The following is a 25,740-nucleotide window of genomic DNA, read 5'->3' on the forward strand; positions in this document are numbered from 1 at the left end:
AAGGTCACAGCTCACCCATCGGGATGCGCACGCCGCGCTCGGCGGCCACCTCGTCGGCCCGGTCGTAGCCGGCGTCCACGTGACGGATCACGCCCATGCCCGGGTCGTTGGTGAGCACCCGGCGGATCTTCTCGCCCGCCAGCGCGGTGCCGTCGGCCACCGTGACCTGGCCCGCGTGGATCGAGCGGCCGATGCCGACGCCGCCGCCGTGGTGGATGGAGACCCAGGACGCGCCGGAGGCGACGTTGACCATGGCGTTGAGCAGCGGCCAGTCGGCGATCGCGTCGGAGCCGTCCAGCATCGCCTCGGTCTCCCGGTAGGGGGAAGCCACCGAGCCGCAGTCCAGGTGGTCGCGGCCGATCACGATCGGCGCGGACAGCTCGCCGGAGGCGACCATGTCGTTGAACCGCTCGCCGGCCTTGTCGCGCTCGCCGTAGCCGAGCCAGCAGATCCGCGCCGGCAGGCCCTGGAAGTGCACCTTCTCCTGGGCCATCTTGATCCAGCGGTGCAGCGACTCGTTCTCCGGGAAGAGGTCGAGCACGGCCTTGTCGGTCTTGGCGATGTCCTGCGGGTCGCCGGAGAGCGCCGCCCAGCGGAACGGGCCCTTGCCCTCGCAGAACAGCGGTCGAATGTAGGCCGGGACGAAGCCCGGGAAGGCGAACGCGCGGTCGTAGCCGGCCAGCTGGGCCTCGCCGCGGATCGAGTTGCCGTAGTCGAACACCTCGGCGCCGGCGTCCATGAAGCCGACCATCGCCTCGACGTGCCGGGCCATCGACTCGCGCGAGCGCTGGGTGAACTCCGCGGGCTTCTCGGCCGCGTACGTCGCCATGTCGTCGAAGGCGACGCCGACCGGCAGGTAGCTCAGCGGGTCGTGGGCGCTGGTCTGGTCGGTGACGATGTCGATCGGCGCGTCCATCGCGAGCAGCTGCGGGAACACCTCGGCGGCGTTGCCCAGCAGGCCGATGGAGAGCGGCTGCTTCTTGTCGCGGGCGGCGGTGGCCAGCTCCAGCGCGTGCGCGAGGTTCTTGGCCTCGACGTCCAGGTAGCGGTGCTCGATCCGGCGGGAGATCCGGGACGGGTCGCAGTCGATACAGATCGCCACGCCGCCGTTCATCGTCACGGCCAGCGGCTGGGCGCCGCCCATGCCGCCGAGGCCGGCGGTGAGGGTGATCGTCCCGGCCAGGGTGCCCTCGAACCGCTTGTTGGCGACGGCGGCGAAGGTCTCGTAGGTGCCCTGGAGGATGCCCTGGGTCCCGATGTAGATCCACGACCCGGCGGTCATCTGGCCGTACATGGTGAGCCCGAGGCTCTCCAGCCGCCGGAACTCCTCCCAGTTGGCCCAGTCGCCGACCAGGTTGGAGTTGGCGATCAGCACCCGCGGCGCCCACTCGTGCGTCTGCATCACGCCGACCGGGCGGCCGGACTGGACCAGCATGGTCTCGTCCTGCTTCAGCGTCTCCAGCGTGCGCACCATGGCGTCGAAGGAGCGCCAGTCCCGCGCGGCCTTGCCGGTGCCGCCGTAGACCACCAGCTTCGACGGGTGCTCGGCCACCTCCGGATCGAGGTTGTTCATGAGCATCCGCAGGGCCGCCTCCTGCTGCCACCCCTGCGCCGTCAGCCCCGTCCCGCGCGCCGCACGCACCTCGCGCGGCCCGCTCGCCTGCTGCTGCACCATGTCCCGGCTCCCTACGGATGAATTCATTCAAACTCGACTCGGCTGAATATATCCAATCATTCAGACTTCGACCAGACCCCGACCACATCCGATCAGCCCCCGCCCGACGGACCCCCGGGCGCTACTGTGAACCTGGCGAACACCAGCCACTCGGCCCAAGCGCCGACGAACGGAGGACGCGATGACGGCCGTCACCGTGCGACCCGGAAGACTCCACGACGCCGCCGAGGAGATCGAACGCAGCACCGGCCTCCACGTGCAGATCATCGGAGGAACCCTGGTGATGTCTCCCACTCGCCGCGGCAAGCACGCGGGGACCGTGCGCCGGCTGAGGATCCAGCTTGACCCGCAGCTGCCGAGTGGGCTGGGCGCCTTCGAGGTGTCGTCGATCCTCATGCCCGACAACGACGAGGACTACGTCACACCCGATCTCGTCGTCCTTCCCACCGACTGGGAGGAGGACGACGACTGGCTGGCCGACCCGCAGGATGTCGCTCTGGCCGTGGAGGTGATCTCCAGCTCCGAGCACGCCGGCGGCATCACCGCGAAGGCCGAGTGGTACGCGATCGCCGGTGTGGCCGTGCTGCTCTCGGTCGACCCCCGCAAGGGCACCTGGACGCTGTACACCCACCCCCGCGACGGCGCCTACCAGGGCGTGCTCCACGGCAAGTACGGCGAGCCCGTCCCGCTCGCCGCGCCCCTGCCGCCGGAGCTGCGCACCGACGAGCTGCCGCTGTACGCACCGAAGGCCTGACCCGACCTCAGGTCCCGCCCTCAGGCCGCCGCGTCGCCGTCCCAGTCGATGCCGATCTCGGCGAGCCAGCGGCGGTCGTCGGCGTCCGGACCGGCCGGGGCCGGCGGGCGCGGCGGGCGGGGGATCTCCTGGACGGGGCCGAGGCCGTACGCGTCGACGGCGGCGTCCGCCCGCGCGTCGGGCTCGATGACGCCGACGTGGACGACGCTCTCGTCGCCCGGGTCGAGGACGGTGAGTTCGGGCCCGGGCAGCCGCCGCAGGGTGACGCGGCGTCCGCAGGCCGGGCAGGACCACTCGTCGGCGCCCGAGGCGAGCCGGCCGACGAACTTCATCTCGTGGATCACGCGCATCACAGGCTCCCCCTGCCGGTCGGCCCTGCTCCGGGGCCTGTTGACAGGATTCCCGCCGGGTACCCGGTCCTACTCCAAAAACAGCCCACGAGCCGTCGCCGACTGCTCGATCGCCTCCAAGCGGGCCTCGGCGCCGGGGAGTTCGTCACACATGGTCTGCAGCAGCACCCGGCCGAGCATCATCGGCGCGCAGGCGGTGTCGAAGACCAGGCCGGTGCCGACGGCGGCCGGCAGCATCAGGTCGGAGAGCTTGGCGACCGGCGCGAAGGCGCTGTCGGCGACGGTGAGCACCGTCAGCCCGCACTCGCGGGCCACCGCCAGGGCGTCCATCAGTTCGCGCGGGTAGCGCGGCAGGGCGAAGCAGAGCAGCGCGGTCGCGCCGGCCGCGGCGGCCTGTTCCAGGCGGTCGGCGAGCATGCTGCCGCCCTCGTCGAGCAGCCGGATGTCCGGGTGCACCTTGGCCGCGAAGTACGCGAAGCCGCGGGCCTGCGCGGAGGCGGCCCGCAGGCCGAGGACGGGCAGCGGGCGGGAGGCGGCGAGCAGCCGGGCGGCGCGGATGATCGGCTCGGGGTCGGCGAGGAGTTCGGCGAGCAGCCGCAGGTGCTCGATCTCGGCGAGCACGGCCTGCTGGTGCTCGTTGCGCACCGCGTCGTCCGGGGACTCCGGCGCGACCGGCTCGCCCGCGCCGAGTTCGCGCAGCTGCTTGCGCAGCGCCGGGTAGCCGTCGTAGCCGAGCGCCACCGCGAACCGGGTGACCGAGGGCTGGCTGACCCCGGCCAGCTCGGCGACCTCGACGCTGGACAGGAACGGCGCCTCGGTGGCGTGCCGGACGAGCGAGTGGGCGATCCGGCGCTGGGTGGGGGTGAGCCGGTGGCCCTCGAAGAGCTGGAGCAGCCGGGCGGAGGGGCCGACCGTGCCGGTGTCGTCGGTGGCGGTCATCAGCGGTACCTCCGGATGCGAGCTGTTCGGACGACGACTGTGCAGCAGTGCGCTGCCGCTGGCAAAGACGTCTCGTACGCCGGGACGCCCGATGAGACGTCCCGGTGGGCGGGTCACCCCTCGGGGTGACCCTGATTTCCCCCTGACTCCGCCCTGATGACGGTGCGAACCGATGGACCGATGCCCCGCCGCTGCAGCAGGCTGAGCACCATGGACCCTCGTCAGGACGAACTGCGCCGCGACCTCGAAGCCTCCCTGCAGACCCGCAAGGAGTTGGGCAAGGAGTACGAGTCGGAGATCGTCGACTCGTTCCTGGCCCGGCTGGACTCCCGCCTCGACGCCCGCCTGGACGCCCGGGTGGAGCGCCGGGTGGCGGAGCGGCTCGACGACTACGGCCCGGCGGAGCGCCCGCGCCGGCGCCCCTTCGGCCGTTCGGGCTCGAAGCTACCGCTGGCCTCGCTGGTCATGGGCATCCCGCTGACCGCCATCGCGACCAGCAGCGGCACCAATGGGTTCAGCGGGTTCATGAGCCTGGTGGTGGTCTGGGCCGGCATCGCCGGGGTCAACTTCGCCGCCGTCCTGGGTGACAGGCGGGACGAGCGCCGGCCGAAGGCGCCGCGGGGCGAGTGGGACTGACCCCGCCCGCCCCGGGCGGCCGCCTCGGACCGGAAGCCCCGGTCCGGAGCCCGGCCCCGAGCCCCGGGTCGAGGCCTCGGACCGGACGCCCGGCCCAAGGCCTCAGGCCAGCGGCCCGGTGACCTTCTCGACGGCCCGCACCAGCTCGCCGGTGGCGACCAGCGCGGCGGCGGCCTCCAGGTCCGGCGAGAGGAAGCGGTCGCGGCCGGCGCCGCCGACCCCGGCCTCCCGGGCGACGGCCATCGCGGCGGCGCTGGCCGGCGCCACCGAGCCGCCACCGTCGGCCTGCGCGCGGATCTCCAGCGCGCGGGCGGCGGCGGTCAGCTCGACGGCCAGGATCCGGCCGAGGTTGTCGACGGCCTGACGCAGCTTGCGGGCGGCCGACCAGCCCATCGAGACGTGGTCCTCCTGCATCGCGGAGGACGGGATCGAGTCGACCGAGGCCGGCACCGCGAGCCGCTTGTTCTCGCTGACCAGGGCCGCCTGGGTGTACTGGGCGATCATCAGGCCGGAGTCCACGCCCGGGTCGTCGGCCAGGAAGGCCGGCAGGCCGTGCGAACGGGCCTTGTCGAGCAGCCGGTCGGTGCGGCGCTCGGAGATCGAGCCGAGGTCGGCGGCGGCGATGGCGAGGAAGTCCAGCACGTAGGCGACCGGGGCGCCGTGGAAGTTGCCGTTGGACTCGACCCGGCCGTCCGGCAGCACCACCGGGTTGTCGACGGAGGCGGCCAACTCGCGGGAGGCGACCAGCGCGGCATGGGCCAGGGTGTCGCGGCCGGCGCCGGCCACCTGGGGCGCGCAGCGGATCGAGTAGGCGTCCTGGACGCGCGGGGCGTCGTCCTGGTGGTGGCCGGTGAGGCCGGAGCCCTGGAGGACGGCCAGCATGTTGGCGGCGCTCAGCGCCTGGCCGGGGTGCGGGCGGATCGGGGCGTGCAGCTCGGGGGCGAGCACCTTGTCGGTGCCGAGCAGCGCCTCCAGGGTCATCGCGGCGGTGATGTCGGCGGTGGTGAACAGGCGCGACAGGTCGGAGATCGCCATCACCAGCATGCCGAGCATGCCGTCGGTGCCGTTGATGAGGGCCAGGCCCTCCTTCTCCAGCAGCTCGACCGGCTCGATGCCGGCCGCGGCGAGCAGCTCGCCGCCGGGCTTCTCGACACCGTCCGGGCCGGTCGCCACGCCTTCGCCCATCAGGACCAGCGCGCAGTGCGACAGCGGGGCGAGGTCGCCGGAACAGCCGAGCGAGCCGAACTCGCGGACCACCGGGGTGATGCCGGCGTTGAGGATGGCGGCCATGGTCTGCGCGACCACCGGGCGCACGCCGGTCCGGCCGGAGGCCAGCGTCTTCATCCGCAGGAACATCAGCGCGCGGACCACCTCGCGCTCCACCGCCGGGCCCATCCCGGCGGCGTGCGAGCGCACCAGCGAGCGCTGCAGCTGGGCGCGGAGCTCGGGGCTGATGTGCCGGACGGCGAGGGCGCCGAAGCCGGTGGAGACACCGTAGACGGGGCGCGGCTCGGCCGCGAGGGCCTCGATCCGGGCCCGCGCCGCCGCCATCTCGGCGAGCGCGTCCGGACCGATCTCGACCCGGGCGTTGCCCCGGGCGACGGCCAGCACGTCCTCGGCGCTGACGTCGGCCTTGCCGACCTGGACGAGGGACGCCTCGGGGGCCACAGCACTGTGCATATCCATATGCATCATCACACCAGTTGAATGGAGATATGACAACCAGCGGAACCGTCCGATCCGCGCGACGGGTTCCCCGCCACCACATCGTCCAGGAGATCGACGGCTCCGACGACTTCGGCGAGGACCTCCCCGCCACCTTCGCCGACGACGGCCGCCGGACGCCGCACGGCATCGCCATCCAGGTGAAGGGCGGGCGGCCCGGCCGGCCACCGGGAGCCGGACGGCCCGAATCCCGGCCCGGACGCCGGCCCGCCGGACCGGCGATTTCCACCGCGCCGCCCCGATGCCGCACGCTGGGGTCGACGGACGGCAGGGAGGCGGAGGACCGATGACGCGGGCGACGGCACGGCGGCGGGTGGTGCGACTGCACGGGGACGACCGCAGCGCGCGGCCGGACGCCCTGGCGGCGGAGGAGCCGCTGGAGATCCGGGTCGGCGGCGAGCCGCTGACGGTGACCATGCGCACCCCCGGCCAGGACTTCGACCTGGTGGCCGGCTTCCTGGTCGGCGAGGGGCTGGTGCACACGGCGGAGGACCTCGCGGCCCTGCGCTACTGCGCCGGGACGGACGAGGCGGGCGCGAACACCTACAACGTGGTGGACGCGGCGCTGCGCGGCGCCCGCCCCCTCCCGCTCTCCGCGCACCGCAACCTGCTCACCACCAGCGCCTGCGGCCTCTGCGGCCGCGACACGGTGGACGCCGTCCGCACCCACGTCCGCCACCCCGTCGCGGAGGACCCGCTGACCGTGCCCCCGTCGCTGCTGTACGGGCTGGCGGACCGGCTGCGGGCCACCCAGCGGACCTTCGACTCGACCGGCGGCCTGCACGCGGCCGGCCTGTTCGACGGGGCGAGCGGCGAGCTGCTCTGCGCCCGCGAGGACGTCGGCCGGCACAACGCGGTGGACAAGGTGGTCGGCTGGGCGCTGCGCGAAGGCCGGCTGCCGCTGACCGGGCACGTGCTGCTGGTCAGCGGCCGGGCCTCGTTCGAGCTCACCCAGAAGGCCGCGCTGGCGGGCGTCCCCCTGCTGGCGGCCGTCTCCGCGCCGTCCTCGCTCGCGGTGGACCTCGCCGAGGAGCTGGGCCTGACCCTGGTCGGCTTCCTGCGCGGCGAGCGCGCCAACGTCTACACCCGCCCGGACCGGATCACCGGCTGAGCGGCCGGCCCGCACCCGCCGGCCCGACTCGCCCCGGCCACCGTCAGACCTGCCCCGCCGCCCCCGCCGCCCGCCTGCCCGGCGGCCACAACGGCAACCTGACCCACCCCCGGGCGTTCGCGGCCCGGCTGCGCGAGCTGCTCGCGGACGCGGTCCACAACGGCTGAGCCCCTGCGCCATCCGGGCGACGGGGCATCAGGGCCACGTCAAGACGAGACGTATCGTTTCACCAGGTCCCTAGAATGGGCCCATGACCCGCAGCAGCTCTCCCGATCCCGCCCGCCGCAGCGAGCGCTCCCGCCAGGCCGTCCTCACCGCCGCCGCCGAACTGGTGGCGGAGGTGGGGTTCGCCAAGCTGACCATCGAGGCGATCGCCGCCCGGGCCGGCGTCGGCAAGCAGACCATCTACCGCTGGTGGCCGTCCAAGGGCGCGGTGGTCTTCGACGCCTTCCAGGCCGCCAACGAGGACGCCTCCGGCAGCCTGGCCCTGCCCGACACCGGTGACCTCGCCGCCGACCTGCGCGCCGTCCTGCGACCGACGGCCGACCAGCTCGCCGACCCCGGCTTCGGCACCACCGGCCGCGGCCTGATCTCCGAGTACCTGCGCGACCCGGCCCTGCTGCGCGAGTACCGCGAACGCCTGCTGGACCCCCTGCTGGAGGTCACCCGGGAGCGGCTGCGCCGTGCCCGCGAGGCCGGGCAGCTCGCCGCCGACGCCGATCTCGACCTCGCCGTCGAGCTGCTCTACGGCCCGATGTACTACCGCTGGCTGCACGACCTCGGTCCGCTCGACCACGCCTACGCGGACCGTCTGGTGGACGCCGTCCTGCGCGCCCTGCGCCCGTGACCCGGGCCGCGGCCGCGGGCACCGCCGTGGCCGCGGGCCCGGCCCGGCGGGGACTACGGCCGGTTGCGGCGGCGGAGCATCACGATCACCGCGATGATCACGGCGATCACGACCAGCACCACCACGATGCCGATCACCACACCGATGAGCTTGCCGAAGAAGCCCTTCTTCTTTTTCTTGGACTTGGACTTGTCCTTGGACCCGGCCAGCCGGGTGCCGTCCCGGTGCTCGGCCGCGGCCGGGGCCGGCTGGGCCGCCGGGGCCGCCGGGACGGCACCCCCCGCGGCGGCGGTGCCGACCGCGACGGTGCTCGCCGCGGCGGCGCGCGGCGCGGCCGAGGCCGCCGGAGCGGCGGCCAGCGTGGCACCGCCCAGCACCAGGGCGGCGCAGAGGACAAGGCCCGTCAGACGAGCGCGCATTGGTTCGACCCCCGATCCGGCGCGGCCCCCGTGGCCCGCCGACCGCCGATACCATCCCACGTCCGCCCCGGGCCGCCCAGCCCTGCGACAGCCTCCGCACCGGACCGCGACCCGCTCGGAACAGGGCGGTCACCGAACCGGCACAAGCCGCCCGCCGCCCCCGGCCCCTGACGCGGAGCCGGCCGCTCCGGCCGCGGCCCCGGCCCGGCGGCGGCCTCAGCCCGCGGCGGCCTCAGCCCGGCGGCGGGGAGGCCGGGCCGGCCAGCGCCACCGCGACCAGCGCGCGCATCGCGCCGGCGACCTGACCGAGCGGCAGCGTGGCGTCGTCGGCGAACAGCTCCACCAGCCAGCCGCCCGCCGGGTTCTGGCCGCCCGCCGCGACCATCCCCCGGTAGCCGCTGACCACCAGCATGGCCTCTTCGGACGGGTCGTTCCCGGCCGCGCCCGCGCGCAGCGCGAAGGACCCGCCGCGCACGGCCCGCCGGGTCATCGGGTAGTGGCGCAGGTCGAAGACGGCGTCCGGGGCCTCGATCTGGGCCCGCTGGGTCTCCGCCCGTGAACTGCTCGGCCCGCTGGTCATCCGGTACACGGCGTGCTGGGCGGTGCGCACCAGGTGCGAGCCCGGCGGCACGTAGGAGACCCACCAGCCGACCGCGTCCAGCAGCCGGGCCGCGGTCTCCGCGACGACGGCCAGCTTGCCGATGGTGTCGGCGGGGTGGACCGAGCGGGCGACGCCGTGCTGGTCCAGTGCGGCGAGCACGGCGGTGATCAGCTGCCCCGGGTCGGCGCTGTGCGCGGCGCCGCGGAACCGCCGCCGGTCGCCGGAGCCGGCCCGGCCGGCGGCGCGCCCCCGGGCGTCGGCCCGGTGGCGCGGGTCGGCGGCGTCGGCCAGCAGGACGGTCGGGTCCGGCGAGAAGCCGGGGCCGTGGCTGCGGCCGGCCACCACCGGGTGCGCCGCGCGGGCGGCCTTGGCCCGGTACTGGGCGGCGTCGGCGAGCCGGAACAGCCGGTCGGGGGTGGTCACCGGACCGATCGAGTCCCCGGTGGAGGCGACCCCGCAGGCCACGCCCTCGCCCTCGGCCAGCGCCAGCGCCCGTGCGCACAGCTCCTCGGCGACGGCGACCACCTCGTCCGCTTTCTGGCCCTCCACCAGCAGGCAGAACTCGTCGCCGCCGAGGCGGGCGGCGAGGCTGCCGGGCAGCTTGGCGGCGGCCAGCGACAACTGGTGGGCGAAGCGCTCCAGCAGCCGGTCGCCCATCTCGTGCCCGAGCTGGTCGTTGACCCGCTTCAGGCCGTTGACGTCGCAGACCACCAGCGAGACGACCGTGCTGTCGCGGTTGTGCGCCTCCAGCGCGCTCTCCAGCCGGGCGTCCACCGCCCGCCGGTTGGCCAGGCCGGTCAGCGGGTCGGAGAAGGCGAGCTTGCGCAGGTCGGCGAGGCGCTCGGTCTGCGCGAGCCCGGCGGAGATCTGGGCGGCGAGCAGGGTGGCGTAGTCGGCGTCGCCCTCGGTGAACTCCGCCGTCCCGGTGGACCTGGCCAGGTAGAGCTCGCCCCAGGCCTGCCCGTGCAGCACGATCGGGGCGACCACGCAGCAGGCCCGGCCCCGCCGGCGCAGCGCGGCGGCGCGCTCCTGGCAGTAGGCCCCGGCGGTGGGGTGCGAGTGCCGGGCGTGCGGCTCGGCGTTCTCGGCGCTCTGCAGCCAGGCGCGGGGCAGTCGGCCGGTGGTCCAGCGCTCTTCCAGATAGGTGACGATCTCGGGGAAGTCCGCCACCGGGTAGGACTCGTCCTCCGGCAGCTCCTCCTCGCCCGGCGCCAGCTCCCCGTGGTTGACCAGCACCCGCAGCCGGCCGGACTCGCGGTCCCAGACCGAGACGGCCGCCATGGTGGCGCCGAGGGCCTCGGTGGCCCGGGCGGCGGCGGCCCGGACGGCCTCCAGCGGGGTGAGCGCTCCCGCCATGTCCTGGGCGAGCTCCACCACGGAGGTCAGCCGCGGGTCGGGGACGGCCGGCGACTCCGCGCGGTCGCACACACAGCCGCGGTCCGTCGTGATCGCCTCACTGCCCACCGGCTCGCCTCGTTCCCTGTGCTCGGTCCCGCTCGGCCCCGTGGCGCACCCCACCGAGAACCGGACCCGTCCAGCCGCTTGCACCAAGACTATGGCGGTTTCGTTCGGTTATGCCCCGTTTGCCCGCGCGGATCCCCCCGACCCGAGCGGTTTCAGCCGTACGGCTTTCGGACGACGGCCCCACGCCACGACCGATCCGGACCTCCGGACCCGGCCGCCTCGCCCGAACACCCGCCTACCCCGTCCGCCGCCAGGCATTCCGCGCGTCGCGGAAACCCCGGAAAACCCGGTCCCGCCGCACGGCCGGCCGAGCCCCGCGGCGAGGTCACTCCCCGCGCGGCCGCCGCGACAGCAGCCACGGTTCGACCAGCCCCAGCCCGCGCACCGGGCGGCGCCACATCGGCTGGAGGCCGAACCGGTGCCCGGCGTCCGGCCCCGGCACCGGGAGCCCGGAGGCGGGCTGCCCCGCGGCGGCCGCCAGGGCCTCGGCCAGCCCAGGCATGTCGGCATCGGCCGGGGCGACGCTGCCGTTCTGCTCCAGCGCGGCCGCGAACTCGCCGTCGATCAGCACCGCGTCCTTGGGCGCGATCGAGGTGAGCCGGCTGGCGAGGTTGACGGTGGTGCCGAAGACGTCGCCCATCCGGGAGGTGACGGTGCCGAAGGCCATGCCGACCCGCAGCGCGGGGATGCTGTCGTCCTCGGCCAGGGCCTCGATCAGGCTGAGCGCGATCTCGGCGGCCGTCCCCGGGTCCTCGGAGACGTAGAGGATCTCGTCACCGAGGGTCTTGATCACCCGGCCGCCCTGGCCGGCGATCAGGTCCGAACAGGTGTTCTCGAAGGTCTCGACCAGCTCGCCGAGCTCCTCCTCCTCCAGCCGGCGGGAGAGCCGGGTGAAGCCGACCAGGTCCGCGAAGCCGACGGCCAGCCGGCCGCTGGTGATCTCGGTGTCCTCGGCGGCCTGCACCACCCGGCCGGTGACGGCGGCCAGCTGCCGGCGCCAGACGTACACCAGGAACTGCTCCAGTTCCGGCAGCAGCAGCTCGACCAGCGGGTAGGCCACGTCGGCGCGGGTCAGTCCGGGCTCGACGGACTGGGTGAGGTTCTCCAGGAAGGTGTCCATCTGCCAGCCGGCCAGCCGGGCGGTGGTCTGCCCGGTCGAGCGGGCCACCTGGATCGCCATCGGCTCGCTGAGCAGGCCCGACTCCACCAGACCGGCGAGCCGGCGCAGGGCGATCACGTCCCCGTCGGTGAGCGCCCGGGACTGCCCGATGTCCGGGAACCCCATCGCCCGCCAGAAGCGGGTGGCCAGCTCCATCGGGACGTCGGCGGCCCGCGCGGCCTGGTACGGGGTGTAGCGGCGTGGCGCGTCCAGGATCAGGCGTTCCAGGTCGAGCGCGACCGTCTGGTCGTCGGAGCCCGCCGTCCCGCCGTTGCCGCCGTCCTCTGCCACCGGTCCGTCCCCGTGCGGTTGCCGCACTTGCCTCGTGTCCTGCCTGTCCGGACGCGCGCCCGCCACCCCTTCGGGCAGTGGCGCGCCTCACACTGCTGCCAGGTGGAATGTTCGCACGGAATCCCGCGATCCGGGGCATCCGCCCGGGTCAAAGAGAGGTGAAGAGTGCCGCTCAGCGGGGCTCGGGGCGCACGTGGACGACGTCTCCCGCGCCCACCGGCCGCCGTGTGCCGTCGGGCGTGCGGACCACCAGCCGGCCGTCGCCGTCGATCGCCACCGCCTCGCCGAGCAGCTCGCGGTCACCCGGCAGATGGACCTTGACCGGCCGGCCGAGGGTGGTGCAGCGGTCCGCGTAGGCGGCCAGCAGGCCGCTGGCGTGCGGGTCGCCGGCCGCAGCGGTCCACTCGGTGTAGAGACCGGCGAACTCGCGCAGCAGCCCGCGCAGCAGGGTGGACCGGTCGGTCACCGCGGCGCCGGCCAGGGCCAGCGAGGCGGCGGTGGGGACGGGCAGCTCGCCCGCGCGCAGCGAGACGTTGATGCCGAGGCCGGCCACCACCGCGCCGCCGCTCAGCTCGGTGAGGATGCCGCCGAGCTTGCGCTCCGTGCCGTCGATCCCGACCTGGAGGTCGTTCGGCCACTTGAGGCCGACCTCGACCTCGGCCACCCGGCTCAGCGTGGCGGCCGCCGCGACGCCGACCAGGATCGGCAACCAGCCGTACCGCTCGACGGGTACCTCGTCCGGGCGAAGCAGGACGGAGAGGAAGAGGCCGGAGCGGGGCGGCGCCGTCCACTGCCGGTCCAGCCGGCCGCGCCCGGCGTTCTGCGCCTCGGCGACCAGCACGGCGCCCTGCGGCGCGCCCTCCCTGGCGCGGGCGGCGAGGTCGCTGTTGGTGGAGCCGGTCTCGGTGACGACGTCCAGCGAGGTCCAGAACCCGCCCGGCAGGACCAGGTCGCGGCGCAGGGCCTCGGCGTCCAGCGGCGGCCGGTCCAGATCGGTCCAGGGCGACGGCCCGGCGTGGCCGAAGCCGCGCAGTCCACTGCGGCGGGGGGTGACGGGGTCGGTCATGACCACGAGACTAGGCCCTGGCCGGCGCCCCGGCCGGGCCCCAGGCCGCCATATCGTCCCGCAGAACGGGCGTTGACACACTGTGTCGCTGGCCATAACGGGAAACCCCGCGCGCTGGCTACGCTACTCGACGGTAGTTCGTTGCGCCGCCCTGCCCTCATACGCGTGTCCCGCCCAGACCCGCGTACCACCGAACAGGCCGCGGCCCATGGATCAGGGAGAGCCCACCCGATGACCGAGGCCCCGTACGACCCCCACACCACCGCCGGCAAGCTCGCCGACCTGCGGCGCAGGATCGACGAGGCGGTGCACTCCGGCTCCGCCAAGGCCGTGGAGAAGCAGCACGCCAAGGGCAAGCTGACCGCCCGTGAGCGCGTCGTCGAGCTGATGGACGAGGGCTCCTTCGTGGAGTTCGACGAGTTCGCCCGGCACCGTTCGATCAATTTCGGCCAGGAGAAGAACCGCCCGTACGGCGACGGCGTGGTCACCGGCTACGGCACCGTCGACGGCCGTCAGGTCGCCGTCTTCGCCCAGGACTTCACCGTCTTCGGCGGCTCGCTCGGCGAGGTGTTCGGCGAGAAGATCGTCAAGGTGATGGACTTCGCGCTGAAGACCGGCTGCCCGGTCGTCGGCATCAACGACTCCGGCGGCGCCCGGATCCAGGAGGGCGTCGTCTCGCTCGGCCTGTACGGCGAGATCTTCCGCCGCAACGTGCACGCCTCCGGCGTCGTCCCGCAGATCTCGCTGATCATGGGCCCCTGCGCGGGCGGCGCGGTGTACTCCCCCGCGATCACCGACTTCGTGGTGATGGCCGATCAGACCTCGCACATGTTCATCACCGGACCGGACGTGATCAAGACCGTCACCGGTGAGGACGTCGGCATGGAGGAGCTGGGCGGCGCGCGCACCCACAACGCCAAGTCCGGCAACGCGCACTACCTGGCCGCGGACGAGAAGGAGGCGATCGAGTACGTCAAGAGCCTGCTCTCGTACCTGCCCTCCAACAACCTCTCCGACCCGCCGTCCTTCCCCGAGGAGGCGGACCTCTCGGTCACCGACGAGGACCTCGAACTCGACACCCTGATCCCGGACTCGGCCAACCAGCCGTACGACATGCACACGGTGATCGAGCACATCCTGGACGACGGCGAGTTCCTGGAGACCCAGCCGCTGTACGCGGGCAACATCATCACCGGCTTCGGCCGGGTCGAGGGCCACCCGGTCGGCGTCGTCGGCAACCAGCCGATGGACCTGGCCGGCTGCCTGGACATCGCCGCCAGCGAGAAGGCCGCGCGCTTCGTCCGCACCTGCGACAGCTTCAACATCCCGGTGCTGACCTTCGTCGACGTGCCCGGCTTCCTGCCCGGCACCGGCCAGGAGTGGGACGGCATCATCCGCCGCGGCGCCAAGCTGATCTACGCCTACGCCGAGGCCACCGTCCCGCTGATCACCGTGATCACCCGCAAGGCCTTCGGCGGCGCGTACGACGTGATGGGCTCCAAGCACCTGGGCGCCGACCTCAACCTCGCCTGGCCGACCGCGCAGATCGCCGTGATGGGCGCGCAGGGCGCGGTCAACATCCTGCACCGGCGCGAGCTGGCGGACGCGGAGGACGTCGAGGCCAGGCGGGCCGAGCTGCTCGCCTCGTACGAGGACACCCTGCTCAACCCGTACCTGGCCGCCGAGCGCGGCTACGTGGACGCCGTCATCGCGCCGAGCGACACCCGCCGGCACATCGTCCGCGGGCTGCGGGCGCTGCGCGGCAAGCGCGAGGTGCTGCCGCCGAAGAAGCACGGAAACATCCCCCTGTAAGCGGCTGTCGCGAGAGGATTGAGCCATGGCCCCGATCCACGTGCTGCACGGGCAGCCGACCCCCGAGGAGCTGGCCACCGTCCTGGCGGTGGTCCAAGCCCGGGCCGCCGCCGCGCAGGCCGCCGCCGAGGCCGCCCGCCGCGCCGGCGCCGGCCCGGACTCCCCCTGGAACGACCGCGCCCGCCGGCTGCGCTCCGCCCCGCGCCCCGGCGTCAACGCCTGGCGCGCCTCGGGCTGGGCCGGTTAGCCCCCCGGCCGGGGGTGGGCCGACGACCCGCCCCCGGCCACGCCCGGATTGCCCCGAAAGCTGAGTACGCGTACTCAGGCGTCACCGCGGCGGCGCGGCGCACCCTGGAGGGGTGCTCTGGTCAGACCCCCGCGACGAGCCCTCCCCGGAGGCCCGCCGGGCGCAGGAGAAGCTGCGCCGCGCCGGCCACGTGCTCGCGGCCTCCCTCCTGCTGATCGCCGTCCTGCTGATGATCTGACCGCCCGGGCGCGCCCCACCGCCCGCCGGCCGCGGCCTCCGGGCCGCCGGAGGGCACCGGGCCGACGGGCGGGCACCGGGCCGGCCCCTACCCTGGTGGGCATGACCGACCGCCGCACCCTCGTCCTCGCCTCCGCCTCCCCCGCCCGCCTCGGGCTGCTGCGCCAAGCGGGCCTCGACCCGCGCGTGGTGGTCAGCGGCGTCGACGAGGACGCGGTCACCGCCGCCACCCCCGCCGAACTCGCCCTCGTGCTCGCCGAGGCCAAGGCCAAGGCGGTCGCCGCCGAACTGACCGGCGGTGAGCTGGTGATCGGCTGCGACTCGGTGCTGGAGCTGGACGGGCAGGCGCTCGGCAAGCCCGCCGACGCCACCGAGGCGCTGGCCCGCTGGCAGGCGATGCGCGGCCGGTCCGGGGTGCTGCGCACCGGACACTGCGTGATCGACACCGTGACCGGCCGGCAGTCCTCGGCCACCGCCTCCACCACCGTCCGCTTCGGCACCCCGGACGACGCCGAGGTCGCCGCCTACATCGCCTCCGGCGAGCCGCTGCACGTGGCCGGCGCGTTCACCCTGGACGGCCGCTCGGCGCCGTTCGTCGAGGGCATCGACGGCGATCCGGGCAACGTCATCGGCCTCTCCCTGCCGCTGCTGCGCGGGCTCCTCGCCGACCTCGGCGTCCGGATCACCGACCTCTGGGTCTGACCGGCGGGCCGGCTCCCCAGCCGGCTCCCCGGGGCGACTTCCCGGGCCGGACGGCGGACCGTCGCGCGACCGCGGTGCGCCGGGGGCCGTCCACCGTCCGGACCCGTGGCCGTCCCGGGAGCCCGCTAGGCTGACCGCCGCCGTTCGAACGGGGAGGGGACAGGCCGATGACCGACAGTCTGCTCAACGTGCTGCTGGGGCTGGTGGCGAGCGCGATCAGCGCGGCGCTCGGCTGGCTCGCGCAGAACCTGCGCCGCAGGAGGCGGCTGGAGCGGGTCCGCTCGTTCTTCGGCCTGCCGGCCGGCGGTGAGTGCCTGATCGTGGTGAACCGCAGCGTCGGCGTCGGCGCGCACGCCCGGACGGTCACCCGGCGCGACGCCTACGCGCTGATGGAGCTGGCCGCGCTGGTGAAGGAGTGCGGCGCGCAGACCGAGCTGGTCGCGCACGACGCCGTCCACCGCGGGCTGGGCGCCAAGACCGAGTTCTGCTTCGGCGGCCCCAGCAGCAACGAGCGGATGGCCGCCCACCTGGCCTGGGGGCTGCCCGGGGTGACCGTCACCAGCGGGTCGGACGGGCCGGCGAACGTCATCATGGCGGGCGACCGGTCCTTCACCGTCGACTGGGACAACGAGGTGTTCGCCCTGCTGGCCCGCCTCCCCACCCCCGAGGGCGGGCGCCCGGTCTTCCTGATCTCCGGCCAGACCGGCGTCGCCAACCACGCCGGCGTCCGCTACCTCGTCGCCAACCACCGCCGGCTCGCCCGCCGGTACGGTGAGGACGGTACGTTCGCCGTGGTCCTCAGGGTCGTCAACCCGGAGGCCTACGGGCCCGATGTGGTGGAACTGGCCGCCGACGTGACCGCCCGGGCCCGGGAGAGGACCGCCTCCACGGCCCCTGCCGGGTGAGTGTGGCCAAGGCCACCGAGCCGCCGCGCCGCCCCGTCACCGTCCGCACGGGACGACCCCCGGCAACGGCACCGGCCGCCACCTGGGAAGACCCGGACGGGGTCACGGATCGGGCCCCCGAACGCATCACCCTCCGTGTGGGATAGTTCACAACCTGGGGCTACTCGCCGGTACCGCCCAGAAATCCATAAACTCGACCAGGTTCAAGAAGGGAGCCACAGTGCGCAAGGTGCTCATCGCCAACCGCGGGGAAATCGCCGTCCGCGTCGCCCGGGCCTGCTCGGACGCCGGTATCGCCAGCGTCGCCGTCTACGCCGAGCCGGACCGGGATGCGCTGCACGTCCGCGCGGCCGACGAGGCTTACGCGCTGGGCGGCGACACCCCCGGTACCAGCTACCTCGACATCGCGAAGGTCCTGAAGGCCGCCGCGGACTCGGGTGCGGACGCCGTCCACCCCGGCTACGGCTTCCTGTCGGAGAACGCCGACTTCGCCCAGGCCGTCCTCGACGCGGGCCTGACCTGGATCGGCCCGCCGCCGCAGGCCATCCGCGACCTCGGTGACAAGGTCACCGCCCGGCACGTGGCGCAGCGCGCCGGTGCCCCGCTGGTCGCCGGTACGCCGGACCCGGTCGCGGGCGCCGACGAGGTCGTCGCCTTCGCCCGGGAGCACGGTCTCCCGGTCGCCATCAAGGCGGCGTTCGGTGGTGGCGGCCGCGGCCTGAAGGTCGCCCGCACGCTGGAGGAGATCCCGGAGCTGTTCGAGTCCGCGGTCCGCGAGGCGGTCGCCGCCTTCGGTCGCGGCGAGTGCTTCGTCGAGCGCTACCTGGACAACCCCCGGCACGTCGAGACCCAGTGTCTGGCCGACCAGCACGGCAACGTGGTGGTCGTCTCCACGCGTGACTGCTCGCTGCAGCGCCGGCACCAGAAGCTGGTCGAGGAGGCGCCCGCGCCGTTCCTCACCCCCGAGCAGAACGCCGAGCTGTACCGGGCGTCCAAGGCCATCCTCAAGGAGGCCGGCTACGTCGGTGCCGGGACCTGCGAGTTCCTGGTCTCCCAGGACGGGCTGATCTCCTTCCTGGAGGTCAACACCCGCCTCCAGGTGGAGCACCCGGTCTCCGAGGAGGTCACCGGGATCGACCTGGTCCGCGAGATGTTCCGGATCGCCGACGGCGAGGAGCTCGGGTACGACGACCCGGAGGTGCGGGGTCATTCGATCGAGTTCCGCATCAACGGCGAGGACCCGGGCCGCGGCTTCCTGCCCGCCCCCGGCACGGTGACGCTGTTCGCGCCGCCGTCCGGCCCGGGCGTGCGGCTGGACGCGGGCGTCGAGAGCGGCTCGGTCATCGGCCCCGCCTGGGACTCGCTGCTCGCCAAGCTGGTCGTCACCGGCGCCACCCGCAAGCAGGCGCTGCAGCGCGCCGCCCGCGCGCTGGCCGAGTTCAAGGTCGAGGGCATGGCCACCGCCATCCCGTTCCACCGCGTGGTCGTGACCGACCCGGCGTTCGCGCCCGAGGTGCACGGCGGCGACGGGCCGTTCACGGTCTTCACCCGGTGGATCGAGACCGAGTTCCAGAACACCATCCCCGCGTTCGCCGGTGCGCCCGGTGAGGGCGAGGAGGCCGAGGGCCGGGAGACCGTGGTGGTCGAGGTCGGCGGCAAGCGGATCGAGGTCTCGCTGCCGTCCTCACTGGGCGTCGCGTCGGCCCCGGCGGCCGCCGCCGGCGGTGCGGCCAAGGCGAAGCGACGGGTCGGGGCCAAGAAGGCCGGCTCGGCGGTCAGCGGTGACACCCTGGCCTCGCCGATGCAGGGCACCATCGTCAAGGTCGCCGTCGAGGAGGGCCAGGTCGTCGCCGAGGGCGAGCTGATCGTCGTCCTGGAGGCGATGAAGATGGAGCAGCCGCTGAACGCGCACAAGGCGGGCACCGTGGTCGGCCTCAAGGCCGAGGTCGGCGGCAGCGTCAGCAGTGGCGCCGCGCTCTGCGAGATCAAGGACTGACGGCTCCGGCCGCCGGACCGGTCCGTACGCCCCTCGGGGTGTGCGGACCGGTTCCGTTTCCGGCTCGGCACGGGCGCGGCTCGGCACGGACGCGGGCCGACGCACGGCGCGGCGTGCGTACCGCTCGCGGGCCGGGCTCAGCGCCCGCGCGGGACGGCCCCCAGCTCGGCGAGCCGGGCCGGCAGCGGGCCGCCCGGCCCACCGGGGCCGCCGTGCGCGCCGGGGCGCCGCTGGCCGGGCAGCGGGGCACCACCGGGCGGCGGGGCCGTCCGCCGGGCCAGCGGGCCGGGCTGGGTCTGGTGGACGGGCCCGCTGCCGGTGCCGTGCACGGGGGCGTCCCCGGACGGCGGGGCACCCAGTGGCGCCAGGTCGATCTGCACCCCGCAGTCGGCGAGCGCGTCCAGCTCGCGCGCGCTGCTGTCGTCGGCGGCGGCCCGCTCGTCGGTGACCAGTCGGGTGATGGTCTCGGTCGGGACGGTCTGGAACATGGTGTCCGCGCCGAGCTTGGTGTGGTCGGCGAGGACGATGACCTCGGCAGCCGACTGCACCAGAGCCCGGTCCACGCTCGCGGAGAGCATGTTCGTGGTCGACAGCCCGCGCTCGGCGGTCAGTCCACTGCCGGAGATGAACGCCTTGGAGACCCGCAGCCCGTGCAGCGACTGCTCGGCGCCGCTGCCCACCAGGGCGTAGTTGGAGCCCCGCAGGGTGCCGCCGGTCATCACCACCTCCACCCGGTTGGCGTGGGCCAGCGCCTGGGCCACCAGCAGGGAGTTGGTGACCACCGTCAGCCCGGGGACTCTGGCCAGCCGGCGGGCCAGCTCCTGGGTGGTGGTCCCGGCGCCGACCACCACGGCGTCGCCCTCCTCCACCAGTCCCGCGGCGAGATCGGCGATGGCGCTCTTCTCGGCCGCGGAGAGGTGGGTCTTCTGCGGATAGCCTGGTTCGCGGCTGAAGCCGCCGGGGAGCACCGCGCCGCCGTGCCGGCGGTCGAGGAGCCCTTCTGCCTCCAGTGCCCGTACGTCACGACGTACGGTCACTTCGGAGGTCTGGACGACGCGGGCCAGTTCACGGAGCGAGACGGCTCCGTTGGCGCGCACCATTTCGAGGATCAACTGGCGACGTTCTGCTGCAAACACAGAACCGACGGTAACCTGCGTGACCGTCTGCTTTCAGGCGTTTGCAGCTAGTAGCGGGAATTGCTCACGCACGAGCGGCGCGTGACCGTACAATACGCGCCGTCAGCAACCCGGGACTGCGCCCGCCGTCCGGGTGACGGCCCGTCCCGCGCGAAGGGCGGCCGCCGAACGGCAGCCGCCCTCAACTGCGCGTCAGGCGCTCAGGATTCGCCCCCGGCCCGCTTGCGGATGTGCAGCTGGCGGGCGGCCTCGGCGGTCGAGCCGGAGACGGACGGGTAGACGGTGAAGGCGCTGGCCACCTGTTCGACCGTCAGATTGGCGTCCACCGCCAGCGCGATCGGGTGGATCAGCTCGCTGGCGCGCGGGGCGACCACCACGCCGCCGACCACGATGCCGGTGCCCGGGCGGCAGAACAGCTTCACGAAACCGTCCCGGATGCCCTGCATCTTGGCCCGCGGGTTGCCGCGCAGCGGCAGCTTGACCTCGACCGCGTCCATCTTGCCGCAACTCACGTCGGCGGCGGTGTAGCCGACGGTGGCGATCTCCGGGTCGGTGAAGACGTTGGAGGCCACGGTCTTCAGGTTCAGCGGCTGCACCGCGTCGCCGAGCGCGTGGTACATCGCGATCCGGCCCTGCATGGCCGCCACCGAGGCGAGCATGAAGACACCGGTGCAGTCACCGGCCGCGTAGACGCCGGGGGCGCTGGTGCGGGAGACCCGGTCGACCGAGATCTGGCCCCAGTCGTTGAGCTTCACCCCCGCCTCCTCCAGGCCCAGCCCGGCGGTGTTGGGGATCGAGCCGACCGCCATCAGGCAGTGCGTGCCCTTGATCACCGTGCCGTCGGAGAGCGTCACCTCGACGTGGTCGCCCACCCTCTTGGCGCCCTCGGCCCGGCTGCGGCTCATCACGTTCATGCCGCGGCGGCGGAAGACCTCCTCCAGCACCTCGGCGGCGTCCGGGTCCTCGCCCGGCAGCACCCGGTCGCGGCTCGACACCAGGGTGACCTTGGAGCCGAGCGCCTGGTACGCGCCGGCGAACTCGGCGCCGGTGACGCCGGAGCCGACCACGATCAGCTCGCGCGGCAGCTCCTCCAGGTCGTACACCTGGGTCCAGGTCAGGATCCGCTCGCCGTCCGGCTGGGCGTCCGGCAGCTCGCGCGGGTGCGCGCCGGTCGCGATCAGCACCGCGTCCGCGCGCAGCGACTGGACGCTGCCGTCGGGCGCGTCCACCAGCACCTCGCGGGAGCCGTCCACGGCCTGCCCGCCGCCGCCGAGCCGGCCCCGGCCGCGCAGCACGGTGACCCCGGCGCGGGTCACCGACTGGGTGATGTCGTGGGACTGGGCGATGGCGAGGCGCTTGACGCGTCGGTTGACCTTGCCGAGGTCCACGCCGACCACCCGCGCCTGGCGCTCCAGCGGCGGGGTGTCGTCGGCGACGATGATGCCCAGCTCTTCGTACGAGCTGTCGAAGGTCGTCATCACCTCCGCGGTCGCGATCAGGGTCTTCGACGGCACGCAGTCCGTGAGCACCGCCGATCCGCCCAGACCGTCGCGGTCGACGACGGTCACCTCCGCGCCGAGCTGGGAGGCGACGAGCGCCGCCTCGTAGCCGCCGGGTCCGCCACCGATGATCACGATCCGAGTCACGTCCACCATTGTCCCGTACGCCGAGCGCGGTGCCACGCCGGGGTCGGGGCTCCTGTTGGATCGCCCAGTCGCCCCGGACGGTCCGGCGGACGGTCTAGGCTGCACCCCATGCCCCTCTACGCCGCGTATGCCACCAACCTCGATGCCCGGCAGATGACCCGCCGAGCCCCGCACTCCCCGCTGCGCGGGACCGGTTGGCTGGACGGCTGGCGCCTCACCTTCGGCGGCGAGCAGCTCGGCTGGGAGGGCTCGCTGGCCACCGTGGTCGAGGACGAGAAGGAGCAGGTCTTCGTCTCGCTGTACGACGTCGCGCCGATGGACGAGGAGGGCCTGGACCGCTGGGAGGGCGTCCAGCTCGGCATCTACCGCAAGATCAGGCTGCGCGCGCACACCCTGGACGGCGACATCCCGGTCTGGACGTACGTGCTCAACGACTACGAGGGCGGCCTGCCCGCCGCCCGCTACCTGGGCCTGGTCGCGGACGCCGCGGAGAGCGCCGGCGCGCCGCACGACTACGTCCTGGACCTGCGCCGCCGCCCCTGCTGACCGGCCCTACGGCGTGGCCCCGCTACGCCAGGAGGCGGTGGTGGCGGCCAGCGCGGCCGTCACGGACGTCCGCCACCGCGGCTCGGTGCGCAGCCCGCCACCCAGCTCGACGTGGATCCACGGCACCCCGAGACCGGCCGCGAACCGGCCCTCGACGTTGGTGGTGCCGGTCAGCTGCCCGCACTTCTCCCGCCAGGCCCGGCAGACCGCGAACCCGGCCTGCCCGAGTCCGCCGGCGGTGAGCTCGGCGGCCGCCCCGGCCTGGCCGGCGCCGCCGGAGACCACCGCGTCCTGCCCCGGCAGGCTGCCCTCGTCGAAGCCGTGCAGCTGGAGGCCCGGCAGTCCGCGCGCCGTCAGTGCCTCCACCACCGCCGCGAACACGGTGTCGGCGCGGTGCGCCACGTCCGAGGAGCCGTCCGCGCCCGCCCGGCGGTGCGCCCCGGCGAGCACCAGGACCCCGCCCGGCCCGGCCCGGAAGACGTCCACCCCGAGCCGCTCGGTCCGGCTGTCGGAGACGGGGTGCGGCACCTGCACCGACCAGGCGGCCTTCGCCGAGAGGTCGAGGTAGACCCGGCCCCAGCCCCGGTCGTCCGCCGCCCGCCCCGGGCTCTCGGCGATCTCGGCCACCCGGCGCCCGCTGCCCGCCTCGGTGAACTCGGTCATCCGGTAGCCGGCCTTCGCCAGCACCGGCCCGGCCTGCTCGGGCCGGCCGTCGAGCGCCGCCAGCACGCCGTCCGCCACCGCCCGGCGCTGCGCCTGGTCCGGGACGGTGTACGGGCCGTCCGGGGCGAAGTCCGCGGTGTACTCGTCGACCCGGGCCGCCAGGTCCACCGGTACCGGACCGGTCGGCCCGGCCCCGTCGGCGGGCACGGCGGCGGGGTGCCCGGCGGAGCCGCGCGCCGCGACCGTCAGCACGACGGCCAGGGCGGCGAGGACCAGGAGCAGCGCCCCCGGCAGCAGCACCGCGCGCCGCACACGCGCTCTCTCCACGGGCCGAGTGTCCATGAGCCGAGAACCTACCCTGCCGCCAATGGAATCCATGCTCGAAACCTTTCGAGACCAAAGATTCCCCGGTTCGATATCCGAATGAGACGGGATTCCAAAAAGTACTTCGTAGGCTGTTCAGGTTTTGACCAGGGCTTGACCATCCCTGGTCCCGGCGGGGCTCCAAGGGGAGGTGGAGCGCGCCGCCGCCCCCGAACCGGATGACGAGGCCTCCCGTGAGCACGGCACCCACCCCGCCGCGACAGCACCGCTATCGCCGCCGGGCCGACATGCCGCTGCTCGGGGGGATCCGCCCGCCGATCGCGCTGCTGCTGGTCCTGCTGCTCGCCGTCGCCACGATCACCGCGCTGGCCGTCGGCGGGCTCCGGGTGGACGACACCCCGCAGGCCGTCCGCGAGTCCCACCAGTACGCCGCCGAGGACACCGCCGCCTCCCTGCGCGCCGGACTGCACGAGAGCGCCACCGACCTGCGCCGGGCCGCCGCCCACTACGACGGCGCGCCCGCCGAGCCGGCCGCCGTGCTGACCGCGCTGGGCCAGGCCTACCGGAAGTGGCGCGGCACCGTGATCGTCCGGCCCGACACCGGCCGGCTGCTCGCCGCCCGCGGCGAGACCGTCCCGCTGGCCGGCCTCGACCTCGGCAAGGTGACCGACACCGCGCCCGCACCGCTGCTGATGCCCTCGACCGCCGGGACCAGGCTGCTCACCTTCGCCCTGGTCAGCACGAAGGACGACGGCCGCGCCCTGCTGGTCGCCTCCGACAACCTGCGCCTGCCCGGCGTCGCCACCCGCAAGGAGCAGACCGTCCAGGTGCTCGACGCCGCCGGGTCCGTCCTGGACTCCACCGGCGCCGCGCTGACCGCCGAGCCGGACCGGCAGCTGGTCGCCGGGGCCCGCGAGCGCGCCGCCCACGAGCGCCCGGCCCCCGGCAAGGCCGTCTCGGGCAGCCTGGCCGGCGGCCCGGACGGCAAGGGCGTCCGCCGGGTGGCCGGCTACGCGGCCGTCGCCGCCCCGGACGGGTCCGATCCGGCCACCGCGCTCGGTCTGACCGTCGTCTCCACCAGCGCCCTCGACGCGAAGCCCGGCAGTCTGCGCCACCCGGCCCTCGGCCTGGCCGCCGCCGGCGCGCTGCTGGCCCTCGCCCTGCTGCTGGCCTGGTACCTGATCCGCACGCTCCAGCGTCCGCTGCTGCGCCTCTTCCTGGAGGCCCGCCGCCTCACCCGGGGCGAGCTCGACCGGCCGGTCACCGGCCCCCGGCGCGGCGAGGCCGGGCGCGTCACCCGCGCCCTGGAGGAGCTGCGGCTCCAACTGCTCGACCCGGCCCGCCCGCCGGCCGCCGCCCGCCCCGCCCGGCGCCGCCCCGGCACCGCGCTGCCCCTGGCCCTGTGCGCCGTGGTCGTCCTCGCCTGGTCCGGACCGCTGCTGCTGCTCGGCGGCGGCGACCCGCAGGTCCGCGTCCCCGCCCAGGTGGTGGCCGGACAGCGGGACCGTACCGACACCTCCGCCGACCGGATCCGGCAGGCCCTCAACGAGGGCTACGCCGATCTGCGCTCGCTCGCGCCGGCGCTCGCCGAGGCCTCCGTCGGCAAGGCCGAGACCCTGCTGCGCACCACCCTGGCCGAGCACGACCGGTACCGCTCGCTCTACGTGCTCGGGGCCGACGGCGAGGTGCTCGCCCGGGCCGGCGAGGCGCCGCACCGCACCGGGCCGCAGGCGCTCGGCGCGAGCGGCGTCCTGCTGCTCAACCGGTCCGGCAAGGAGCCCCGGATCGCCGCCCGCGCGGCGCTCACCGCCACCCCGGCCGGCGAGGACGACGGGAACGGCGAGGACGGCACGAACGGTACGGAGGCCGCCGAACCCCGGGGGCCAGTGCTGGTCGGCGAGTTCAGGACCGACTTCCTGAGCGGACTGCTGACCCGGCCCGGTCTCGGCCGGGTCTGGCTGGTCGACGACCGCCGGCGCGTCCTCGCCGCGAACGAGGGCTACAGCTCCTTCGGCGACCTGCCCGACGGTCGGGCCGGGGCCGTCCTGGCCGGCGCCGGGAAGGAGGCCGCCGTCGACGTGGTCCGCACCGGCGGCGACCCCGTCCTGCTGGCCGCGGCCCCGCTCGGCGGCAATGGCACCGTCGCCCGGCTCGGCTGGTCGGTGGTCACCGCCCACCCGGTGGCCTGGCTCCACCTCGACCAGAACCGGGCCGACCGACGCGCCGTCCTGGCCGGCATGCTCGGCCTCGCCGCCGCCGCGCTCTGCCTCGGCTGGCTCTTCATCGCCGTCGGCCTGCCGCTGCGCCGCCTCACCGCGAGCGCCGAGGCGCTGGCCGCCGGGGACCGCCGCACCGTGCTCCACCCCGTCCACCACGACGAGGTCGGAGCCGTCGCCCGCAGCCTGGAGCTGATCCGTCAGGACCTGGAGCAGGCCGCCCGCCGCGCCCCGGCCGGACCGGCCGCCGCCTCCTCCACCGCCACCCGCTGA

The 25,740-nt window shown here is 74.6% G+C and carries 23 protein-coding genes and 1 pseudogene; 13 read left to right on the plus strand and 11 right to left on the minus strand.

Translation table 11 applies throughout. From position 1 onward, the window contains the following. Window positions 1-4: 4 nt before the first annotated feature. The gene (hutU, locus tag ACIQTO_RS34520; protein ID WP_402396651.1) at window positions 5-1,675 is read right to left on the minus strand and encodes a urocanate hydratase; all 1,671 of its coding nucleotides are present in this window, start codon (window positions 1,673-1,675) and stop codon (window positions 5-7) included. A 181-nt stretch (window positions 1,676-1,856) separates the two neighbouring features. Here hutU and ACIQTO_RS34525 point away from each other — a divergent pair, with 181 nt between their 5' ends. Then, window positions 1,857-2,429 carry a Uma2 family endonuclease gene (locus tag ACIQTO_RS34525; RefSeq protein ID WP_402396654.1) on the plus strand — a complete coding sequence of 191 codons (573 nt, stop codon included), beginning with the start codon at window positions 1,857-1,859 and terminating at the stop codon, window positions 2,427-2,429. A gap of 20 nt (window positions 2,430-2,449) precedes the next feature. Here the strand turns inward: ACIQTO_RS34525 and ACIQTO_RS34530 are convergent, their stop codons facing one another. Together ACIQTO_RS34530 and ACIQTO_RS34535 are read right to left on the minus strand one after the other, a co-directional pair. Beyond that, the gene (locus ACIQTO_RS34530) at window positions 2,450-2,779 is read right to left on the minus strand and encodes a hypothetical protein (RefSeq protein WP_402396657.1); all 330 of its coding nucleotides are present in this window, start codon (window positions 2,777-2,779) and stop codon (window positions 2,450-2,452) included. A gap of 69 nt (window positions 2,780-2,848) precedes the next feature. Then, window positions 2,849-3,718 (minus strand): MurR/RpiR family transcriptional regulator, encoded by an 870-nt coding sequence (locus tag ACIQTO_RS34535; RefSeq protein WP_402396660.1) that lies wholly within the window; start codon window positions 3,716-3,718, stop codon window positions 2,849-2,851. 210 nt (window positions 3,719-3,928) lie between these two features. Here ACIQTO_RS34535 and ACIQTO_RS34540 point away from each other — a divergent pair, with 210 nt between their 5' ends. After that, the gene (locus tag ACIQTO_RS34540) at window positions 3,929-4,354 is read left to right on the plus strand and encodes a hypothetical protein (protein WP_402396663.1); all 426 of its coding nucleotides are present in this window, start codon (window positions 3,929-3,931) and stop codon (window positions 4,352-4,354) included. 102 nt (window positions 4,355-4,456) lie between these two features. On the opposite strand, the gene hutH is transcribed toward ACIQTO_RS34540, so the two are convergent. Then, a complete protein-coding gene (gene hutH / locus ACIQTO_RS34545; protein ID WP_402396666.1) occupies window positions 4,457-6,040 on the minus strand; it encodes a histidine ammonia-lyase in 1,584 nt (527 codons plus the stop codon). A gap of 29 nt (window positions 6,041-6,069) precedes the next feature. Here hutH and ACIQTO_RS34550 point away from each other — a divergent pair, with 29 nt between their 5' ends. The 3 genes from ACIQTO_RS34550 to ACIQTO_RS34560 all read left to right on the plus strand — a co-directional run bounded on the left by ACIQTO_RS34550 (window position 6,070) and on the right by ACIQTO_RS34560 (window position 8,037). Further along, window positions 6,070-6,369, plus strand: coding sequence for a hypothetical protein (locus ACIQTO_RS34550; protein WP_402396669.1), 300 nt, complete (start codon window positions 6,070-6,072; stop codon window positions 6,367-6,369). Continuing rightward, the gene (gene fdhD, locus ACIQTO_RS34555; RefSeq protein ID WP_402396672.1) at window positions 6,366-7,190 is read left to right on the plus strand and encodes a formate dehydrogenase accessory sulfurtransferase FdhD; all 825 of its coding nucleotides are present in this window, start codon (window positions 6,366-6,368) and stop codon (window positions 7,188-7,190) included. The genes ACIQTO_RS34550 and fdhD overlap by 4 nt, the downstream gene beginning before the upstream one ends. 250 nt (window positions 7,191-7,440) lie before the next feature. Continuing rightward, window positions 7,441-8,037, plus strand: coding sequence for a TetR/AcrR family transcriptional regulator (locus ACIQTO_RS34560; protein WP_402396675.1), 597 nt, complete (start codon window positions 7,441-7,443; stop codon window positions 8,035-8,037). Window positions 8,038-8,090: 53 nt separating this feature from the next. Here the strand turns inward: ACIQTO_RS34560 and ACIQTO_RS34565 are convergent, their stop codons facing one another. From ACIQTO_RS34565 to ACIQTO_RS34580, 4 genes and pseudogenes are all read right to left on the minus strand, one after another. After that, entirely contained in the window at window positions 8,091-8,456 is a 366-nt protein-coding gene (locus ACIQTO_RS34565) for a hypothetical protein (RefSeq protein ID WP_402396677.1), read from the minus strand. Window positions 8,457-9,276: 820 nt separating this feature from the next. Then, window positions 9,277-10,413, minus strand: a pseudogene (locus tag ACIQTO_RS34570) (diguanylate cyclase domain-containing protein); the annotation flags it as partial. A gap of 433 nt (window positions 10,414-10,846) precedes the next feature. Then, window positions 10,847-11,971 carry an adenylate/guanylate cyclase domain-containing protein gene (locus ACIQTO_RS34575; RefSeq protein WP_380579886.1) on the minus strand — a complete coding sequence of 375 codons (1,125 nt, stop codon included), beginning with the start codon at window positions 11,969-11,971 and terminating at the stop codon, window positions 10,847-10,849. Between the two features lie 172 nt (window positions 11,972-12,143). Next, window positions 12,144-13,037 carry a biotin--[acetyl-CoA-carboxylase] ligase gene (locus ACIQTO_RS34580; protein WP_402396680.1) on the minus strand — a complete coding sequence of 298 codons (894 nt, stop codon included), beginning with the start codon at window positions 13,035-13,037 and terminating at the stop codon, window positions 12,144-12,146. Window positions 13,038-13,268: 231 nt separating this feature from the next. Between ACIQTO_RS34580 and ACIQTO_RS34585 the strand changes: the two genes are divergently transcribed. From ACIQTO_RS34585 to ACIQTO_RS34610, 6 genes are all read left to right on the plus strand, one after another. Continuing rightward, window positions 13,269-14,849: an acyl-CoA carboxylase subunit beta gene (locus ACIQTO_RS34585; RefSeq protein WP_402396682.1), complete on the plus strand. Its 1,581-nt coding sequence runs from the start codon at window positions 13,269-13,271 to the stop codon at window positions 14,847-14,849. Between the two features lie 25 nt (window positions 14,850-14,874). Further along, window positions 14,875-15,096: an acyl-CoA carboxylase epsilon subunit gene (locus ACIQTO_RS34590; protein WP_380579892.1), complete on the plus strand. Its 222-nt coding sequence runs from the start codon at window positions 14,875-14,877 to the stop codon at window positions 15,094-15,096. A 112-nt stretch (window positions 15,097-15,208) separates the two neighbouring features. Beyond that, window positions 15,209-15,334 carry a morphogenic membrane protein MmpB gene (gene mmpB, locus ACIQTO_RS34595; protein WP_402396686.1) on the plus strand — a complete coding sequence of 42 codons (126 nt, stop codon included), beginning with the start codon at window positions 15,209-15,211 and terminating at the stop codon, window positions 15,332-15,334. A 101-nt stretch (window positions 15,335-15,435) separates the two neighbouring features. Next, complete coding sequence (locus tag ACIQTO_RS34600) at window positions 15,436-16,035, plus strand: nucleoside triphosphate pyrophosphatase (RefSeq protein ID WP_402396688.1); 600 nt, start codon at window positions 15,436-15,438, stop codon at window positions 16,033-16,035. Window positions 16,036-16,202: 167 nt separating this feature from the next. Continuing rightward, entirely contained in the window at window positions 16,203-16,940 is a 738-nt protein-coding gene (locus ACIQTO_RS34605) for a hypothetical protein (RefSeq protein ID WP_402396691.1), read from the plus strand. A gap of 220 nt (window positions 16,941-17,160) precedes the next feature. Next, complete coding sequence (locus tag ACIQTO_RS34610) at window positions 17,161-18,936, plus strand: acetyl/propionyl/methylcrotonyl-CoA carboxylase subunit alpha (protein ID WP_402396694.1); 1,776 nt, start codon at window positions 17,161-17,163, stop codon at window positions 18,934-18,936. A gap of 137 nt (window positions 18,937-19,073) precedes the next feature. Here the strand turns inward: ACIQTO_RS34610 and ACIQTO_RS34615 are convergent, their stop codons facing one another. Both ACIQTO_RS34615 and ACIQTO_RS34620 read right to left on the minus strand, forming a co-directional pair. Beyond that, window positions 19,074-20,036 (minus strand): DeoR/GlpR family DNA-binding transcription regulator, encoded by a 963-nt coding sequence (locus ACIQTO_RS34615; RefSeq protein WP_402396809.1) that lies wholly within the window; start codon window positions 20,034-20,036, stop codon window positions 19,074-19,076. Between the two features lie 236 nt (window positions 20,037-20,272). Beyond that, window positions 20,273-21,727 (minus strand): NAD(P)H-quinone dehydrogenase, encoded by a 1,455-nt coding sequence (locus ACIQTO_RS34620; protein WP_402396697.1) that lies wholly within the window; start codon window positions 21,725-21,727, stop codon window positions 20,273-20,275. Between the two features lie 99 nt (window positions 21,728-21,826). On the opposite strand from ACIQTO_RS34620, the gene ACIQTO_RS34625 reads away from it, so the two are divergent. After that, entirely contained in the window at window positions 21,827-22,264 is a 438-nt protein-coding gene (locus tag ACIQTO_RS34625; RefSeq protein WP_380579904.1) for a gamma-glutamylcyclotransferase, read from the plus strand. Window positions 22,265-22,270: 6 nt separating this feature from the next. Here ACIQTO_RS34625 and ACIQTO_RS34630 read toward each other — a convergent pair whose 3' ends face one another. Continuing rightward, window positions 22,271-23,254: a hypothetical protein gene (locus tag ACIQTO_RS34630; RefSeq protein ID WP_402396700.1), complete on the minus strand. Its 984-nt coding sequence runs from the start codon at window positions 23,252-23,254 to the stop codon at window positions 22,271-22,273. A gap of 230 nt (window positions 23,255-23,484) precedes the next feature. Here ACIQTO_RS34630 and ACIQTO_RS34635 point away from each other — a divergent pair, with 230 nt between their 5' ends. Beyond that, entirely contained in the window at window positions 23,485-25,740 is a 2,256-nt protein-coding gene (locus tag ACIQTO_RS34635) for a HAMP domain-containing protein (protein ID WP_402396703.1), read from the plus strand.

The organism is Kitasatospora sp. NPDC091207, from assembly GCF_044768625.1.
GTDB lineage: Bacteria > Actinomycetota > Actinomycetes > Streptomycetales > Streptomycetaceae > Kitasatospora.